At 52.7% G+C, this 17,620-nt stretch carries 17 protein-coding genes; 13 read left to right on the forward strand and 4 right to left on the reverse strand.

What is annotated here, in order from left to right:
* The 7 genes from JNK54_09130 to JNK54_09160 all read left to right on the forward strand — a co-directional run.
* Positions 1–902: hypothetical protein (locus JNK54_09130; GenBank protein ID MBL8024425.1), on the forward strand; the 902-nt coding region annotated here is incomplete at its 5' end.
* Positions 903–1,007: 105 nt separating this feature from the next.
* Positions 1,008–2,471, forward strand: a complete 1,464-nt coding sequence (locus JNK54_09135) for a phosphoglucomutase/phosphomannomutase family protein (GenBank protein ID MBL8024426.1) — start codon at positions 1,008–1,010, stop codon at positions 2,469–2,471.
* A 55-nt stretch (positions 2,472–2,526) separates the two neighbouring features.
* Entirely contained in the window at positions 2,527–3,861 is a 1,335-nt protein-coding gene (gene eno, locus JNK54_09140; protein ID MBL8024427.1) for a phosphopyruvate hydratase, read from the forward strand.
* 2 nt (positions 3,862–3,863) lie between these two features.
* Positions 3,864–4,178 (forward strand): septum formation initiator family protein, encoded by a 315-nt coding sequence (locus tag JNK54_09145; GenBank protein MBL8024428.1) that lies wholly within the window; start codon positions 3,864–3,866, stop codon positions 4,176–4,178.
* A gap of 228 nt (positions 4,179–4,406) precedes the next feature.
* Positions 4,407–5,960 (forward strand): DUF4301 family protein, encoded by a 1,554-nt coding sequence (locus tag JNK54_09150; protein MBL8024429.1) that lies wholly within the window; start codon positions 4,407–4,409, stop codon positions 5,958–5,960.
* Between the two features lie 11 nt (positions 5,961–5,971).
* Positions 5,972–6,802 (forward strand): chemotaxis protein, encoded by an 831-nt coding sequence (locus JNK54_09155; protein MBL8024430.1) that lies wholly within the window; start codon positions 5,972–5,974, stop codon positions 6,800–6,802.
* Positions 6,803–6,805: 3 nt separating this feature from the next.
* On the forward strand, positions 6,806–7,603 hold the full coding sequence (locus JNK54_09160; GenBank protein ID MBL8024431.1) for a rhomboid family intramembrane serine protease: 798 nt from the start codon (positions 6,806–6,808) through the stop codon (positions 7,601–7,603).
* A gap of 5 nt (positions 7,604–7,608) precedes the next feature.
* Here JNK54_09160 and cls read toward each other — a convergent pair whose 3' ends face one another.
* Positions 7,609–9,033, reverse strand: coding sequence for a cardiolipin synthase (cls, locus tag JNK54_09165; protein MBL8024432.1), 1,425 nt, complete (start codon positions 9,031–9,033; stop codon positions 7,609–7,611).
* 262 nt (positions 9,034–9,295) lie between these two features.
* Here cls and JNK54_09170 point away from each other — a divergent pair, with 262 nt between their 5' ends.
* The 4 genes from JNK54_09170 to JNK54_09185 are packed head-to-tail and all read left to right on the forward strand — an operon-like array spanning position 9,296 to position 14,305.
* A complete protein-coding gene (locus JNK54_09170) occupies positions 9,296–11,737 on the forward strand; it encodes a glycosyl transferase family 36 (protein MBL8024433.1) in 2,442 nt (813 codons plus the stop codon).
* The gene (locus tag JNK54_09175; GenBank protein ID MBL8024434.1) at positions 11,734–12,738 is read left to right on the forward strand and encodes an HD domain-containing protein; all 1,005 of its coding nucleotides are present in this window, start codon (positions 11,734–11,736) and stop codon (positions 12,736–12,738) included. The genes JNK54_09170 and JNK54_09175 overlap by 4 nt, the downstream gene beginning before the upstream one ends.
* A 12-nt stretch (positions 12,739–12,750) precedes the next feature.
* Positions 12,751–13,506 carry an ABC transporter ATP-binding protein gene (locus JNK54_09180; protein MBL8024435.1) on the forward strand — a complete coding sequence of 252 codons (756 nt, stop codon included), beginning with the start codon at positions 12,751–12,753 and terminating at the stop codon, positions 13,504–13,506.
* Positions 13,496–14,305: an ABC transporter permease gene (locus tag JNK54_09185; protein ID MBL8024436.1), complete on the forward strand. Its 810-nt coding sequence runs from the start codon at positions 13,496–13,498 to the stop codon at positions 14,303–14,305. Before JNK54_09180 ends, JNK54_09185 begins: the two co-directional genes overlap by 11 nt.
* A 421-nt stretch (positions 14,306–14,726) precedes the next feature.
* Here the strand turns inward: JNK54_09185 and JNK54_09190 are convergent, their stop codons facing one another.
* Positions 14,727–14,885, reverse strand: coding sequence for a phage DNA packaging protein J (locus tag JNK54_09190; protein MBL8024437.1), 159 nt, complete (start codon positions 14,883–14,885; stop codon positions 14,727–14,729).
* Positions 14,886–14,928: 43 nt separating this feature from the next.
* Between JNK54_09190 and JNK54_09195 the strand changes: the two genes are divergently transcribed.
* A complete protein-coding gene (locus tag JNK54_09195) occupies positions 14,929–15,330 on the forward strand; it encodes a DUF393 domain-containing protein (protein MBL8024438.1) in 402 nt (133 codons plus the stop codon).
* Complete coding sequence (miaA, locus tag JNK54_09200) at positions 15,327–16,322, forward strand: tRNA (adenosine(37)-N6)-dimethylallyltransferase MiaA (protein ID MBL8024439.1); 996 nt, start codon at positions 15,327–15,329, stop codon at positions 16,320–16,322. Before JNK54_09195 ends, miaA begins: the two co-directional genes overlap by 4 nt.
* Positions 16,323–16,324: 2 nt before the next feature.
* Here miaA and JNK54_09205 read toward each other — a convergent pair whose 3' ends face one another.
* Both JNK54_09205 and JNK54_09210 read right to left on the reverse strand, forming a co-directional pair.
* On the reverse strand, positions 16,325–16,516 hold the full coding sequence (locus tag JNK54_09205) for a hypothetical protein (GenBank protein ID MBL8024440.1): 192 nt from the start codon (positions 16,514–16,516) through the stop codon (positions 16,325–16,327).
* Between the two features lie 460 nt (positions 16,517–16,976).
* Positions 16,977–17,486, reverse strand: coding sequence for a hypothetical protein (locus tag JNK54_09210; GenBank protein MBL8024441.1), 510 nt, complete (start codon positions 17,484–17,486; stop codon positions 16,977–16,979).
* Positions 17,487–17,620 lie beyond the last annotated feature (134 nt).

The raw sequence follows: 17,620 nt of genomic DNA on the forward strand, positions 1-17,620 counted from the left end.
TTGCCACAGGGAAGAATATTAGTCTTCCCTATAGTGTTTTTCCCGGACCGGACCATATGGCGTATTTGGCAGACTTCAACAACAAAATCCGGATGATCGCGGGTGAGGACTTTATTGCGCCGTCCACGTCGACGTTGGTGGCGGTGGAGGGGTCAGTGGACGGCGGAGTGGCCTTGTCTTGGGCGTCCGCGGGGGATGATGGGATGTATGGAAACCTGACAGGGGACTATCGGATTCAATACGCCACCACGGCGGCCACTCCTTGGAGCACCAGTTCTACGCCCAGCGGGGCGTATACGTTGACGATTTCCACCACCAACGTGACGCCGGGGGTGACGCAATCGACCTCCGTGGTGGTGGGGCTGATTCAGACCTGGTATTTCGTGATTTGGACGAAAGATGAGGTGAACAACTGGTCAGTCGTATCGGCGACGGCGTCGGTGGTGCCGTTTCTGACGAATCGGTCGGTGGTCCTTACGAGCGGCGGGGCACAGGATTGGGGGGCGGTGAACCTGGGGTCAACGGTGGTGGGATCCACGGGGACAGTGCTCTTAAACGATGGGAACGTGGCGAACACCTACAGTTTCACGGCCTCGACGCAGACTTTAGGGAGCCCCTGGAGCGTGCAAAGTGCCCCGCCGGCGGGCCCTGATCAGTTGGTGATTTACGGGGCGTTCCACGGGGCGGCGCCGGTGTCGGGGGATTATGGGGTGGAAGATGTGATGTATGGAACAGGCCAATCCAGCTCGGGGACGGTCTTTACGGTGGACGGGTCCGCCACGGGGGCCTCGGTGCCCAAGGGAGAAAGTCGAACCTTGTGGATTCGGATGGATTTCCCCACCACGACCACGACCGTGGCCCAGCAAACCATAAAAGTTCAGGTGACGGCACTAGCGCCTTGATATAAAACCCGCTGCTCAATTCGGCGGATTGACAGGGCCTTTCCCCTGTGCTACCATCCCCACACTTCACTCATTTTCGATGAAAAACAGAGGCGTTTACAACCCATGAGTATAAAATTCGGCACGTCCGGTTGGCGGGGCATTTTAGCTGACGAGGTGACCTTTCCCCGGTTACGCGTTTTGGTTCAAGCCATCGCGGATTATCTTCGGGAAGAGAAATTGCACAATCGTCGTGTGGTGATCGGATACGACACGCGTTTCCTCTCGGAAGATTTGGCCCGGACCGCCGCAAGTGTTTTGGCCGCGAACGGTATGGAATCCCTTTTGTGTGTTCGGGACACACCAACCCCTGTCGTGGCGTTCGAAGTCTTGCATCAAAAGGCCGCGGGGGGGGTTACGATCACGGCTAGCCACAACCCACCCACGTATTCAGGCTTGAAGTTTAACTCCACGTGGGGGGGGCCGGCACTTCCGGAAACCACACATCGTATTGAAGTTGCTTGTGACCCCTATTTGGCGGGGGAAGCGCAACCTAAAACGGGGCGAGAAGCTGTGGGGTTAAAAAAACGATTGATTGTTCCCCATGACCCGATGCCCGGCTACTTGAAACAGCTGGAAAGTCTTGTGGATCGCAATCTTTTGAAGAAAGGAAAGATTCGCGTGGTGGTGGATTCCCTTTGGGGAACTGGCCGAGGCTATTTGGACGAATTTTTATCTCGCTCGGGGGTTCACGTGACATCGATCCATAACCACCGGGATGTCCTTTTTGGGGGCCATAGCCCATCTCCCGATCTGGAAAATCTGAAAGAATTAAGCGCCACCCTGACCCAACAGAAGGCTCACCTGGGGCTGGCCACGGATGGCGACGCGGATCGGTTCGGAATCATGGATGTTGATGGAAGTTTGTTAAGTCCTAACGAGTTTCTTCCCCTTCTCTTGGACCATTTAATCAAAACAAGGAAATGGAAGGGGGTGGTGGCTCGGAGCGTAATGACCTCCCATTTTTTAGACGCGGTGGCTAAAAAATATGGCTTAACCGTTCAGGAAACAGCTGTTGGGTTCAAATACATTGGGGATGTGATGGTTCATGAAAACTCCGTGTATCCCTCTCGTGGTGGAAACTTCGTTTTGGGTGGTGAAGAATCTGGGGGGCTAACCATTCGTGGACATGTACCGGAGAAAGACGGTATTTTAGCTTGTCTACTGGCGGCGGAAATTGTGGCCGCCACGAAACGTCCTTTGCGGAAATCCATTGAAATGCTTCAAAAAGAAGTGGGGACTTTTCACACCCTGCGACTGAATTTCCATCTGCCCATTGAAAAGATGAATGAGCTGAGGGACAAACTGAATCACAAGCCCCCCACTCGATTAAACGAGTTTCCCGTTCGCCGAATTGTGGAAACGGATGGCCATAAATTCATCCTAACCGATGGAAGTTGGATCGGGGTTCGCCTGTCGGGAACGGAGCCCGTGGTTCGGGTTTATATAGAAACCCAAGATCCGTTGAAAATGAAAGCACTCGAAAAAGCCGGCCGCGTGTTGATTGGCCTTTCGCCGAATTTTAAATAATATAATCCTTTGGGAGAACTCTATGGCAAAGAAAAAAATCGCCCCCGTTAAGAGAATGAAGGCCAAAGGTCTAGGGACAGGACCAAAAGGGGTCCGCGTAGCGTCGGTTCATGCTCGAGAAATTTTGGATTCCCGGGGAAACCCAACGGTCGAAGTGGATGTTTTGCTTTCCGATGGATCGTGCGGACGCGCGGCTGTCCCCTCAGGGGCATCCACGGGAGCCCATGAAGCCTTGGAGTTGAGGGATGGGGACAAGGGACGTTTCGTCGGGAAGGGGGTCCTCAAAGCGGTCGAAAATGTGAATAAGGTTTTGGCCCGGGTTCTGCGAGGCATGGACCCGGCGGATCAACAGGCTTTAGATAAAGCGCTCTTGGCCGCTGATGGAACAGAAACCAAGTCGAAATTAGGAGCCAACGCCATCCTGGGCGTATCGATGGCCGCCGCACGGGCTTCCTCCGTTTCGAAGAAAATTCCTCTCCACGTGCACCTTCGGGAAACATTCAATATCAAGAGCAAACAATTTGTGTTGCCTGTTCCCCTGATGAATATCTTGAACGGAGGGGCACACGCGGACAACAACATTGATATGCAGGAGTTCATGATTGTTCCCGTGGTGGGAGGGACGTTCCGCGAATCGCTGCGGGCGGGGGCGGAAGTGTTTCACGCTTTAAAAAAAGTTTTGAAAGAAGGAAAACACAACACCAGCGTTGGTGACGAAGGCGGGTTTGCTCCCAACTTAAAATCCAATGAAGAAGCTGTGCAAGTGATTTTAACGGCCATTAAAAACGCCGGATACAAAGCGGGAAAGGACATCTTTTTGGCTTTGGATTGCGCGGCCAACGAATTCCATTCCAACGGACGCTATCGGTTGGAGGGCGAAATTGCGATTCGAGATCGATCGGCAGATGAGATGATCGATGTCTACTCCAAGTGGGTCAGCCAGTATCCCATCGTCTCAATTGAAGATGGGTTGGCCGAGGACGATTGGTCCGGCTGGAAGAGAATGACCGATAAAATGGGTCATAAGATTCAGATCGTTGGGGATGACCTCTTTGTGACCAATCCCACCCGTCTGGCCGAAGGGATTCGTCGGAATGTGGGGAACGCCATCTTGGTGAAAGTGAACCAGATCGGGAGTCTTTCGGAAACAGTGGAAGCCGTTCAAATGGCTCAGAAAGCGGGTTATGGAGCCATCATTTCCCACCGTTCGGGTGAAACAGAAGACGCCTTTATCGCGGACTTGGCGGTGGCCTTGAACGCCGGCCAAATTAAAACCGGTTCTGCCTCACGATCGGAACGGATTGCCAAATACAACCAATTGCTCCGCTTGGAAGAGTCCCTGGGTAAACGGGCCTCCTTCCCTGGTGCCTCGGCTTTTCAACGGGCCTAAACGTGCTCCGTGGGATCCTGCGCCGGCGCGCGCTATGGATCTTGTTGGGTGCCATCGCTGTTTCAGCGTTAATTTCGGGGGGAGCTATTCGGCTTTATTGGTGGCGTAGCCAGGAATTGAAAGATCTGGAGCGGCGACGTGTTGATTCTCAAGTGCGGGTTCGGTCTCTGGAAGCCCGTCGCCTGCGAGCGGAACAGGACGCTGAATTTATAGAAACGGTGGCCCGACGAGAGCTGGGGCTTATAGGTAAAAACGAAATCGAGTATCGTTTCGTCTCCCCAACGTCCACAGCTGCTTCAAAAGCGGGAAAACGTTAAAGACTCCCTTGCTGGAAAGGAGAACCCCCATGTCTGAAACCCTCTGTCCGAAGTGCAACGCCAAAGGCCATGTAAAGGTGAAACAATCCCGGTCAGACAAAGGGGTTGATTTGAAATATTTCGAGTGTTCTATCTGCCGAAGTCTTTGGACCAATTCGATCGATATCCTCCCCCTTCCCGTTGAAGCGTAGTTTTCCTTCGGGGGTGGATGGAAGGGGACCCCACCTGTTGTTACGGGATCGGCGCGAGCTTGGGGCCCGGGGGGTACAGCCCTCCGAAGCGATGCGGCAGTTTCAGTTGCTTCGAAACCCACCCCCACCTCCCTTTGTAATTCGTCCTTGCACCGCGGGGGACGGAATAGAACGGCTGACCCTTTCAGATCGCCGTCGCTTGGCCCGACTCGCTGGCGACGCCCTGCGCGCGGGCCGGTTTTCTCGGTTTGTGCCAGCTTCCGGTGCGGCGACCCGGCTCTTTAGCGACCTCCTTCAGTTGGATCAAGAAAGGAAAACCTCAGGAAATAATATCCGTTCTATCCTGAAAACCAATCAAAATTCGTTTGCGCGGTCTTCTGCCCATTTTTTCGCTTCGCTTCCCCGGTTTGCTCTTTATGAACCCCTTCGGCGGTTGTTGGGTGATCAGCGCTTGAACGTGGCGCGACTTTTGGCCGCCCAAAACTATGACCCTATTTTGGATGCTTTGATTCACCGAAAAGGGATGAATGTGACACGCCGGCCCAAAGGCCTCATCCCTTTTCATTGGGTAGGCCGGAAAGTGGTCAGTGCTTTTGAAGAACATCTCCGGGAAGCTCTTCCACTGAGAGATAAAAACCGTTCGGTTCGGGTCCATTTTACGGTGGCACGGGATTTCTTATCGGAAATAAAAAAGCTTGGACAAGAGAGGATTCGGTTCATTAAAAAACATTTTGGCATCACCGTGCGTCTCACGTTTAGTCTCCAAAACTCGGAAACGGATACCCTGGCTTTGGAGAGGGGGAAAGGACTTGTTCGTGGATTGGACGGTCGACTGCTTCTTCGTCCGGGGGGACACGGGGCCCTATTGAAAAATCTGGAAAAAACCCTGGGTGACATTGTCTTCATGAAGAATATTGATAACGTTCCTGTTTCCTCATTTCAGGCGGAAGGGAACGTGTGGCGCCAGGCGTTGGCGGGCCGTTTGATCGAAGTCCAGACGAGAGGGAACGCATGGGCTCGTGTTCTCGATCGGGGAGGGGCCTCTCGTTCCGAACGGATCGAAGCGGAAGAATTCATTCAAGTGACGCTGGGTCGGGTGATTCCCCGCTCTGTCCCTTTGCCCAAAAGAATTGCTTGGATGCTCCACCTGTTAAATCGTCCCTGGCGCGTGTGTGGGATGGTGCCCAATACCGGAGAACCTGGAGGAGGGCCCTTTTGGGTTAAAAGCCCCTGGGGGGATTCCCGACAGATTTTGGAAGTGGCACAATTAGGGGTTCATCAGAAGAAACTCTTGAAAAAATCCACGCATTTTAACCCGGTCGATATGGTCGTCGGGTTACGCGATGGGGAAGGTCATCCCTATTCTCTTGATCGGTTTGCCGATCTCTCCCAAGTGATTGTTGGCCGAAAACGCTTTGAAGGGCGTGAGATTCGGACTTTAGAACATCCGGGCCTGTGGAACGGTGGGATGGCCCATTGGAACACTGTTTTTGTGGAAATCCCCGCCGACCTTTTTCATCCGGTCAAAACAATCAACGATCTCCTTCGCCCCGGCCATTGTTCACGAAAAAAAAGTATGGGCACGCGATGAAAATCGCGGTCATGATGATCCACGGGGTGGGGCGACCTGACCCGACCTTCGCGGATGGAATGATAGCCGCCTTGACGAAGAATTTTCGTAAGGCCACGGCGGGGGCGGACGAGCTGGTGATCAAACCGGCCTATTGGGCACCGGTTCTTCAAAAAGCCGAGAACGAATTGTGGCGTCGGTTGGGGGCGGGGGGGCCCATGGATTTCGTTAAACTTCGACGCTTTATGATGGATTTTGCCGGGGACGCTATCGCGTATCAGCCGGCGCCCCGTGAACGGGCCATCTATGAAGGCGTTCATCAGGTTTTGGCCAAAACACTTAAAGATTTAAGTGTTTTGGCGGGTCCCACCGCTCCGCTGGTTGTGATTGCACACAGTTTGGGAACGGTCATCGCCTCCAACTTCCTCTACGATCTTCAATCTCAGGAGAAACGCCAGATCGTGCCCAAATCCGTTTTGAGAAACTCCGGAAAGTCACCTTTGGATCGGGGGGAAACCCTTTCCCTCCTCTTTACCCTGGGAAGCCCCCTCGCTCTCTGGAGTCTTCGGTATCAGGGTTTTGGAAAACCGATTCAAGTCCCGTCTCGGCATTTAGGGAAACATCATCCTCGGATCAAAGGCGGCTGGGTCAATATTTATGATCAGGACGATGTGATCGGGTATCCCCTTCGCACCATCAATGCCGCCTATCAACGTGCGGTCAAAGAAGATCGCCCGGTAAACGTGGGTGGGCTTTTGTCCTCCTGGAACCCCACGTCGCACACGGAATATTGGACGGATCACGATGTCCTGACTCCTCTCACCGAAGAGTTCATCGCGCTCTCAAAACAGTTTCAAAGATAACCCATGGCTTTTGATCAACCCCTTTCCTATCGATCCCTTCCCCCGGCCGTAAAGGGGCTGATCACCGCAACCGTTAGCCTTTTCGTTTTGCAATGGTTCTTTTCGGTGATACAAGGGCCGAATCTGGTGAGTTATTTCGGGTTGACTCCCGGCGAAGTGACGGGACGGTTCATGATTTGGCAAACGGTGACCTACATGTTTTTCCATGGGGGAGCCTTTCACCTTCTCTTCAACTGTTACATGTTGTGGGCGCTAGGGAAGGTCGTTGAGGTTCAGTGGGGAACACGGTCTTTCCTCTTTTATTATTTCCTCTGCGGCGTGGGCGCGGCGGTGGTCAATGTCTTAGTGGAACCCCATGCCATGACCCCCGTTATCGGGGCCTCTGGAGCGATTTACGGCCTTCTGGTGGCGTTTGCCATGATGTATCCCGACGCCGTGTTCCTTGTGATGTTTATCGTGCCGTTGAAAGCGAAACACGCGGTTGTTTTCTTCGCTCTCTTGGAATTGATGTTCAGCATGAACGCTAACGCCTCGAACATCGCGAACATTGCCCATTTGGGCGGAATGGCTACCGGGTTTATCTATCTAAAAAGCCGTGTTTGGCGGCTCGATTTTCGGTTTTGGAAAGGACGTTTCGGGGACTGGTCTCGACAACGAAAGACGTCCAAACCCAAGATCGAATTCCATGAGCTGGGCCAAGAAGTCGATCGTATTTTAGAGAAGATTTCTCTTAAAGGACGTTCCAGCCTTACCCGGGAGGAGCGAGAATTGTTGGAACGCTACTCGCGAATGAAGCGGTAGAGGATTTACAAAAGTGGGGAGAGGGCCCGACAAAATCCCTCTGTGAATTGGCGGGTGAACGATAGGTCGGAAAGTTCGTCGTGTTTTACGACCGTGGCGTGGTCGGTCATGCGGTCGAACACGTGAAGGAGATGTCCGGCGACTTCCCGATCATAGAGCAAGAGACTCAGTTCAAAGTTAATTAAAAAACTTCTTGTGTCCATGTTGGCTGATCCCACCAGGGCCAATTGTCCATCCACCGTTACCACTTTGGAATGCAAGAAACCTTCCCGAAGTTGATAAAGGTGAACCCCGCTTTGGAGAAACTCTTTAAACCAGCTTCGGCTGGCCAAATCCACGACGGGGTGGTCCGTTTTCTTCGGGAGAAGCAACTCCACCCGAACCCCTTTGCGCGCAGCGATTTTTAGCGCCAGGGCGACCGGAGGCGTCGGAATAAAGTAAGGGGTGGTGATGGTCACCCGTTCGCGGGCGGCGTGAATGGCTTCCAGAAAGATCATGCCCAGGGCGTTTTCCTGGCGGTCAGGCCCGGTGGGAAGAACTTGGACCAGGGTTGACCCTTTTTGGCTCGGAAGGGGAAAATAGTTTTCTCCGGACAGATGTTCACCGGTAACAAAATTCCAATCCTCCACAAAAACAGCTTGGAGTCCTTCCGCGGCGGGGCCCTCCAGACGAACGTCCGTTTCACGCCAATGCAAGCGCCGGGAACCCACTCGCCAGAAATGATGTCCAATGTTTTGGCTGCCCATAAACCCTGAACTTCCATCGATGACGGTGAGCTTCCGGTGGTTCCTGAAATTAAAGGACCAGGGGCGACGAAAGGTTCGGAACGGGGAAAAGACGGCGGTGTGAACTCCGGCTTCTTGAAGAGGTTTCAGGAAAGACCGTCCGATGCGAAAGGATCCTACCGCATCGATCAGCAGGCGGCATACTATTCCTCGTCGGGCCTGTTCGATCAAAAGGTCCCGGAAAAAGAGTCCGGTTTGGTCGGGTTCCACATTGTAATAACACATGTGAACGTGATGTTTGGCCTGCCGAATCGATTGGGCGAGGGCTGTATCGGTTTCGGTGGCGCGATCAAAGAGCGTCACCCGGTTGCCTCCGACGACAGGGTATTCCGTGAGTTTGGAGGCCAGGAGCGCCACGTTTTGAAGGGCGTGGGGAAGACTTTCCTTTAGATGGGAGGGGTCCTCCCGTTGAAAAAGGCGGTGGGAGGGCTTGGGCACGCGTCGCCGTCGAAGGCGGAAGCGTTGAAAACCAAAAAACGAGTAGAGAGTGACCCCGAGGAAGGGAATCAGGAAGAAGCCCAGAACCCAGGCGAGGGTAACGGCGGCATCGCGTTTTCTTGAAATAACGAAGAAAGAAAAAAGGAGCGCAAGGGTCATGTCCAGGAGCGTGAGGAGACCCCAACCGGAGAGGACAAAGTCGATCATAGGCAAGGCAAGGGATGAGTCCAAGAGTGGTTCAGGGGGGGCTGGCGCACGGGCGGCATATGAGAAATGATTCTATCAAAACAACGGGTGTGCTTCCGGATTTCAACGTTCTTTGCTAATGTAAATCTGTCCTCTGGGATGGATTCGGGCTCGAAGATTAGGAAGCGAGCTTGTTCAGCGTGGATTTAATTTAGACCTGTTTGATTGGGAGCGGTAATCAGGCAGGACATCGTTTTCGTGAAGGGAGATCCCTATGTCTCAAATGAAATTTCCGTATAAAACGCCTTTTGGAGAATTCGCGGAAGATGGCGCCAGTTACCTGATCCGCCGGCCCGACACCCCTCGGCCCTGGATCAATGTGATGTCCTCCGGGACTTACGGGGTGGCGATGAGTCAAGCTGGGTCGGGATACAGTTGGCTTCATCACGCTTCTTTAAATCGTATTACCCGATGGAATCAAGACTTGATCCAGGACAACGGCGGCCGTTTTTTATACATGAGAGACGAAGAAACCGGAAAGTTTTGGTCCGTGGCCTGGCAACCGGTGCGCGCGAAACCGGAATCCTATGAGGTGATTCATGGGGTGGGGTTCACCATCATCAACTCACGCAACGAGGGAATTCAGGCCCAGTGGCTGGTGTTTGTTCCCCATGACGAGCCCCTGGAGGTCTGGCGGCTTCGCATTAAAAACACCACAAAGCGACCTCGGAAATTAACGCTTTGGAGTTATTTGGAATGGAATTTGGGCGAGTCCCCGGACAGTCATCGGGAGTTCCACAAAACGTTCATTGAAACGTCGGCTCACGAGGGGAACACGATTTTGTTAGCGAAGAAACGGCTTTCGCCACTCCGGAATTCTAAAGGACAATTGTGGAACCGGAATTGGGATCACGTGGCCTGGCACGCGATCAGTTTACCGACGAAAAGTTTTTCGTGTGACAAACAGGCGTTCCTGGGGAATTATGGTTCAACGGATAATCCGGCGGCATTGAAAGCGGGGAAATATGTGGGGCCAACCACGCACAAATGGGACGATAGCATTGCCAGCTTCTGCGTTGAACTCCCTCTGAAAGCCGGGGAAGAGAAAAGTATTCTTTCAACGATTGGAGGCGCCGATTCCCAGAGTCAGGCTTTGGTCAAGGCGAAACGGTTTATGGACTTTTCCCAGGTGGACAGTGGGTGGGGTCGTACGGAATCTTTTTGGGACAGGTATTTGGCGGCTTTTCCCATAAAAACACCCGACCGTTCTTTCGATTTACTCACCAATACTTGGCTGAAATATCAAGCTCTGTCCTGTCGCCTTTGGGGCCGCACCGCTTATTATCAAACGGGCGGCGCCTATGGGTTCCGTGATCAACTCCAAGACAGCCAGGTTTTTCTTCCTTTGGATGCGGAAGGGACACGAAAACAGATCCATTTGCACGCGGCCCACCAGTTCACGGATGGCACCGTTTATCATTGGTGGCATCCGCTCTCTGAGGAAGGGCACCCTTCCGGTTATTCGGACGATCTCTTGTGGCTTCCGTTTGTCATGATGAATTATTTAAAAGAGACGGGTTACTGGGCGCTTCTTGCGGAAATGGCTCCTTTTGCGGCGCGTCCAGGCAGTAAGGCTCAAGAGACAGGAACCCTTCACGATCACGCGGTTCGTGCCATTGAAAAGTCGTTAACACGCCTTTCGTCTCGAGGACTTCCTCTGCTTGGGGAGGCCGATTGGAACGACGGACTCTCCGCCGCGGGGAGGGGCGGGAAAGGGGAAAGCGTGTGGATGGCCCATTTCCTCATTGGATTATTGCGGGACTGGGCAGATATGACGGAGCGGGCCGTGGCGGCCAGAGGACTCCCCTCGCGTGAGAAGGGAAGGGCGGTTCGTTACCGAAAGGCAGCCGACCGGTTGAAAATTGCCGTAAACCGTTTCGGTTGGGACGGGGAATGGTATTGGCGCGCGACAACGGATGATGGCACTGTTTTAGGGTCAAAGAAATCAAAGGAAGGAAAGATTTTTTTGAACGCCCAAACCTGGGCTGTGTTGAACGACGTGGTTCCCGCGGGTCCCCGGCGGAAAGTGTTATTGAAATCGATTGAGAAGAATCTTTATGGGCCCCATGGGCCGTTGTTGCTCACCCCTCCCTACACCACGCCGGACGAACGAGTGGGGTATCTCACGCGGTACTCCCCCACCACACGTGAGAACGGTGGGATTTACACCCACGCCGCTGTCTGGGCGCTCCAGATGGAATGTTCCCTCGGCCGGGCGAAAAAGGCCTGGGAACTCTATGAAAAACTTTCCCCGGTTTTGCGGAACGCGAAAGATCCTGAATTGTATCGCGCCGAGCCTTACGTGACCCCCGGAAATGTGGATGGCCCCGGCTCGCCCACTCCGGGGCGGGCGGGATGGACTTGGTATACGGGGTCCGCCGCTTGGCTCTACCGAATTTCAACAGAGTGGATTTTGGGTATCCGCCCCACCTGGGATGGTCTGATCATTCGGCCGTGTTTACCACCCCATTGGAAAGTTGCGGAAGCCACACGCCAATTCCGAGGTGGGGTTTACCAGATTAAATTTCAACGAGACCCGAAACTTCCTGCCGGTACCCACCGGGTCACGTTTAATAACCGGGATCTTTCGGGTGACCTGGTTCCCCCATCGCCCGGGATGCAAAACGAGGTGAACGTGCGCGTGGGGCCCGCGGGGAAGGAATGAGTTCACCCGAACTCATCATTCCGGACGCTCCTTCCGCTCGACAGCGGGCCTGGACCGTTTACGGAGAGGCCGTTCACGCGGCTCGGGAGATTTATCGCGTGTTGGAGCCAGAACAGAAACAAACCGCGGCCCTTTTCTGGCCGGAAAACATTGTTCGGAAGATGTTGTTGCATCTGCGTAACGACAATTCTGAATTGCTCGCCCTTACTCTTCGGTCCGTTCCGGATCATTTCTTGTTCGGTCATGTTCCCAATATCACCCTCCTTTCCCTTCGACTGGGTTTGGAGGTTGGGCTTGAAGAGGAGGACTCTGTGACGTTGGGGTTGGCGGCTTTTTTAAGTGAATTGGGTTTGGCTCCACTCCTTGAATTGGCGGCGAAACCGACTAAATTAACAGATGAAGAATTTCGTCTTTTACGCGGCCATGTGGAGGAGGGGAAAAAATTGCTGGACATGTTCCCACTTCCCGAGAGTGCCATGAAGGCCACGATCCGCGAGGTGATAGGCCAATGCCATGAACGTAGTGGTGGTAAGGGGTATCCGGGGGGGCTCAAAAAGGACGCTATTCACCTTTTCGCCCGAATTGTTGGACTCGCTGACACGTACGAAGCTATGACGCATCCCCGGCCTTGGCGTTCACCAACGTTGCCCCATGATGTGTTGCGCCAAATGATTGAGGAGAACAGGGACGAATTCGATTCGATGTTGGTTCGGTCCTTGGTGGAATGTTTAGGTTTTTACCCTCCCGGAAGTTTTGTTCGCCTTAATTCCGGTGAAATTGGGCGCGTCACCCGTCCTGAACCGGGATTGCCGTTGCGCCCCCAGGTTTGGATTTTTATGGACACGATGGGTCATCGGTTGGAACGCCCGCTGGCTTATTCTCTTGTCACGAGACCCACCCTTTTCGTTCAAGAGGCTGTGAACGAAACCACGATAAAAACCACCGACCCCCGCTTAGCCTTAGAACTTCGCGCGCAACGTTGGTGGCTCAAAGACGACTAAGCTTTGGTCGAAGTGTCTTCTCTCCTCATCTCCCACGTTTCTAAATCGTTTCCATCGGCCGGAGGGTCACGTCCTGTTCTGTGTGATGTTTCTTTTTCTGTTCCCGAAGGGGGGCTCACATGTCTTTTGGGCCCGAACGGGTCGGGGAAAACCACCCTATTGAAAACGATCGTGACCTTATTAATCCCGGAGACCGGTGTCGTCCGGGTGGGGGACATCGACGTTCATAAAAATACCGGAAAAGCGAAGCGGTTAATTGGGTTTGCCTCCACCGAAGATCAATCTTTTTATGGCCGCCTGTCGGCACGGATGAATCTTTGGTTTTATGGACAGATGTATGGTCTTTCCGAGCGTCTTTTTGCACAGCGATTAGACTATTTGGTGGATTTACTGGATCTGTCGGGTGGGTTGGAACAACCCTTTCGCGAGTTATCCAGTGGACAAAAACAACGGTTCCTCTTGGCTCGGGCGGACCTTCACGACCCTTCTGTGTTGATTTTGGATGAACCACACCAGAATCTGGATCCGCGATTTTCTACCCGATTGAGAAAGGTGATTCAGGAGGAATGGGTGCATCGGAAAAAGAAAACGGTTTTGGTCTCCACCCATCATTTGGAGGACGCCCAAAAGATTTCTGACCATTGGGTTGTTTTGGGGGATGGAAAAGTTCGGTTTTCGGGATCTCTGGCGGAAGCACGCTCCAATGCGTCCCATTTGGATTTGGAAAAATTCTTCAACTCTTTAACGGAAACCAGCCTTGCCCGCTAGGACTCTTTGGGCCTTTTTTCGGCGAGACGCCCTGATACACACGTCGTATAAAGTGGGTTTTTTTGTGGACTTGGGAGGAGTCTTTTTTACGGCGGCCACCTATTATTTCGTCTCGCGGGTGTTTGGTTCCGCGGCGTCACCGTTTCTGGAAAAATACGGGGGGGATTATTTTGCTTTTGTCTTAATTGGTGTGGCGTTTGCGGCTTATCAAAACGTGGGGTTGAACTCCTTTTCCCAGTCCCTCCGCCAAGAGCAGTTTCTGAACACGTTGGAACCCCTTCTCATGACTCCGGTAAACACCCCACGTTTTTTGTTGGGGTCTTCCCTTTGGGACTTCCTCTATGCCACGGTGCGGGTGGGGCTCTATCTGGGGTTGGGCGCTCTGTTTTTCGGGTTTCGAATGACGAACGCTCGCTGGGGGCCCGCTCTCGTGGTGTTGGCTCTTACCCTTTTCGCTTTCATGGGTCTGGGTGTTTTTTCGGCCGCCTTTATCATGCGGTTTAAGAGAGGGAACCCTGTGCCGTGGTTTATGGAAGCCGCCAGTAACTTGTTGGGGGGAGTGTTTTTCCCGTTGGTGGCTCTTCCCGTAGGCCTACAAACAGCGGCTCAATTCATCCCTATGACACATGCCTTGGAAGGCCTTCGGAAGGCTCTTTTAATGGGGGCGGGATGGACTGACGTGGCTCCCCAATTAATGGCTCTCGCCCTGTTTGTTGTGGTGTTGTGGCCCATTGGGATATTGGTTTTTGGTCGTTCCATTCGTCGCGCGCGCGCCGATGGATCGCTTGGACATTACTGACCTGGAGGTCCGATGAAAAAAATGGTGGGCGTTTTGGGTGTTGTCATTCTCTCGGCCGTTGTTTCAATGGCCGCGGAAGGGCGTTGGGCTGTGGTATTGGATAAGACCACGGGCAAGGAGAAAGCGCAACTGCAAACGGAGTCCAAAATAGTTTTGAAAGAGATTTCAATCGAAAGGGTTCGGGAATATGCCCCTGTGGCCTATGAGAAGGTTCGGGAACGGAAACGGAAAAAGAAAGCCATGCAGCGCGGAGTCCGATTCACACGTCTGACCGCCAAGGATATTTCCGCCACTCCCTTGGACGGGGGGCGCCTTCTCGTTCTGCAAGAACAAGTCATTGCCATGCCTCCCCAACCGGATGTTCCGACCGGGGACCCTCTTGAATTGAAGGAGGGAGACCATCGGGAAGCCGAGAAGAACACTATTTTTGTAACTGTATTTGATTCAACTGGGAAGGTTCTGTGGTCACGTAAATTCGGACCCCTTTCCGGGCGCCTTCCCGTTCATCGAGACTATTGGGCTCTCCCGGCCGTGCCGACGCCCGCTGTTGCCACTGATTCCGGAAATGTTCAAGGGTCAATTAGCGAATCCAAAAGTGAGTAATGGGGGGGGAATGCCCCCCGGTGGGGTGCCTTCCGGTGGATGGAGATAAACCTGTTCTCCTTTACGATGGGGATTGTGGTCTTTGTCGGCGTGTGGTTGGGTGGATTCGCGGACGGGCAGGGGACCGCATTATTTATCTTCGCAATAAAACGGCTGTTCAGAAGTTCCCGGACTTGCACCCCCCTACGCCTCTCTCCACTTCGGTCATCCTCTTGGATGCGAATGGATCCTTTCATCAAGGCATGGGTGTTTTATTTAAAATTTTCGCTTTATGGGGGACGCCTTTTCTTTGGAACTTGTCTCGATCGTCTGGGGTTTTTAGGTGGGGGAGTGAAAGGCTCTATCGAATCCTGGCGGTCTTGAGGCCATTTATTTCCAAAGTTTTGGATGTTTTGTTGGGCCCACCGCCGGAGGATTTATGAGTGATTCTCCCTTTCATCCCGCAAAATTGCCGATCCTTTTGATCGTGGGACCCACGGGGTCAGGAAAATCGGATGTGGCGGTGGAAGTGGCTCGGCGGTTAGCGGCCGAGGTTATCTCCGTGGATTCCCGTCAGGTTTATCGGGGATTAAGTATCGGTACCGCTAAACCGGAAGGGGAATGGATTCAAACCCCACAAGGGCCCCGTTTCATCGTTCAGGGGATAGTTCATCATTTAATTGACCACGTGTCCCCAGCGGAGCCTTACACGGCCGGACGGTTCGCTCAAGAAGCGTCTGGTGTTCTTACCGAGCTGGTTCGGCGTGAAATACCTGTGGTGATGGTGGGGGGAACAGGGCTCTATTTTAGGGGCCTGGTGCGCGGATTAGCCCCCCTACCCCCGGGCGACCCCATAATAAGAAAAAAACTTAACAATCAGGCAAGTCTGGGGGGGCGCGAGGCTCTGCATCGGGAGCTTGCCCGAGTGGATCCGGCGGCGGCCCATCTGATCCCGCCCAATAACATCCAGCGGGTTATTCGTGCTCTTGAAGTGTATTTGATTACCGGAAGGCCTCTTTCGGATCTCCAAAAAGAAGGAACGCACCCTTCCCCTTTAGACTACCTTTGGTTTGGACTTCGTTGGAATCCTCAGATCTACGATAAGAGACTCAAAATCCGTTGCGCGGGGATGGAGGAGGGGATATTGGCTGAAACCAGGACCCTCTTGACGAGCGGAATACCCTTGTCTGCCCCCGCTTTTCAGTCATTAGGATACCGAGACGCCATGGCCCACATCAAAGGAGACCTTTCGCGGGAGGCGTTTAGCCAATGTTTATATAAACAGACCCGTTCCTATGTTAAGCGCCAGAACACCTGGTTTCGCAGTGAACCAGGGATCACCTGGCTGGACGTGGACTCCCCCTTCGAGCCAAGGAAGCTCGCGGAACGATTGCTCTCTGATCAGAGAATACGTCACCCGATCAGGGAGGGCTGAGGTTATTCGTTTGGTGGGGTCTCTATTTTTCTCTTTATTTTATCTTTGTTGTCTTCATAAAATTTACGAATGTTGTCTACGTTATCCAGGATCAGCTTGGCTTTGGTTAAGCCAAAGGTCATGCCAAACCGATCCTCCTCGCTTGTTTTAAGACTGATCACTACGTTTCCTTTGAATTCGCCAATTGTGAACAATGAAGTCTCCTTCCCATTGAAGTTGTCGTAACCCTACTCTATCTCAGCTCCGGCATTCATTGCAATGATCCCTGTCATATGGGGAAAATGCAACTTCACAGCCATTGTCATCTCTACGTAAGAACACTACAAAAAATTAGCCGAAAAATCAGATGCGATGATAGGCACCCCCTAAATCAAAAAATTGGACGAACACTTTTTCATGAAATAGGGTGACACGTTGGGTATAAAAAACATCAAAATAAACACAACGCCAAGAAAAATGATTTATTTGATAAACATGGTTAGATTTGAAATTAAAAACACTGATTATTAACTACTTTGATATTTAATGTGATTCTTATTATTCTTGTTATATTTTTGGTGTCCGTGCCTTATTATTTAACATAATATATATTATCGGACATAATAAATAGGAGTGATTTGCTCTGTTTTTGTGGATAGAATCAGATCGTTAATTCTATTTCGAGAAAGATTTGGCGAGCGTCTTTCCTGATTCAAGACCCGGCAGCGTGGCTCGGTATTGGGTTCCTTTTCCTGAGCCGGATCGCGAAGCTAATCCTTCTCTTTCAAGGCGCTCGAACGATCTGGAAAGCCTTCGAAGTCCAGCGAATCCCGACATTCGGAGGTCTTCGGCCATTCGGGTCACCGGTACTTCGGATCGACCAAGAAGGCTGTTGTAGCCGTAAAGGAGGAGCAGGAGGGCATTGGAAAGGCGCTGAAGAACCTCGCCTCGGGGTGGCAGGACCCGCAAACGGACTGTCCTTTGACCCCGGTCTACATCGTAGACGGGGTGTTCTGTTTCGGCCTTTTCTGGATTTTGTGGGCCGGGAATGCGCCTGGTCTCCATTGCCGACTCTTTGAGTAGCCAAATCTTAGCTTCCTCTAGCCTGGCCTCGACCGCTTCTCTAGTTCCCTCTGCTTCGAATTCCCGCTCCCCGATCTTGATCTTGACCCGTAGATTATCCACCGTTATCCCCCGTTTTTCTGCGCACGCTGAGGCCAGAAAAATGCGATGTTTCGTATTTATTGAACACGTATTGTACTATTACGCACCGTCGTCGAATAGGGGCCGCCTTGTCATGATTTCGTCTGGGCGAGATT

The sequence above is a fragment of the Elusimicrobiota bacterium genome (assembly GCA_016788905.1).
Taxonomy (GTDB): domain Bacteria; phylum Elusimicrobiota; class Elusimicrobia; order FEN-1173; family FEN-1173; genus JADKHR01.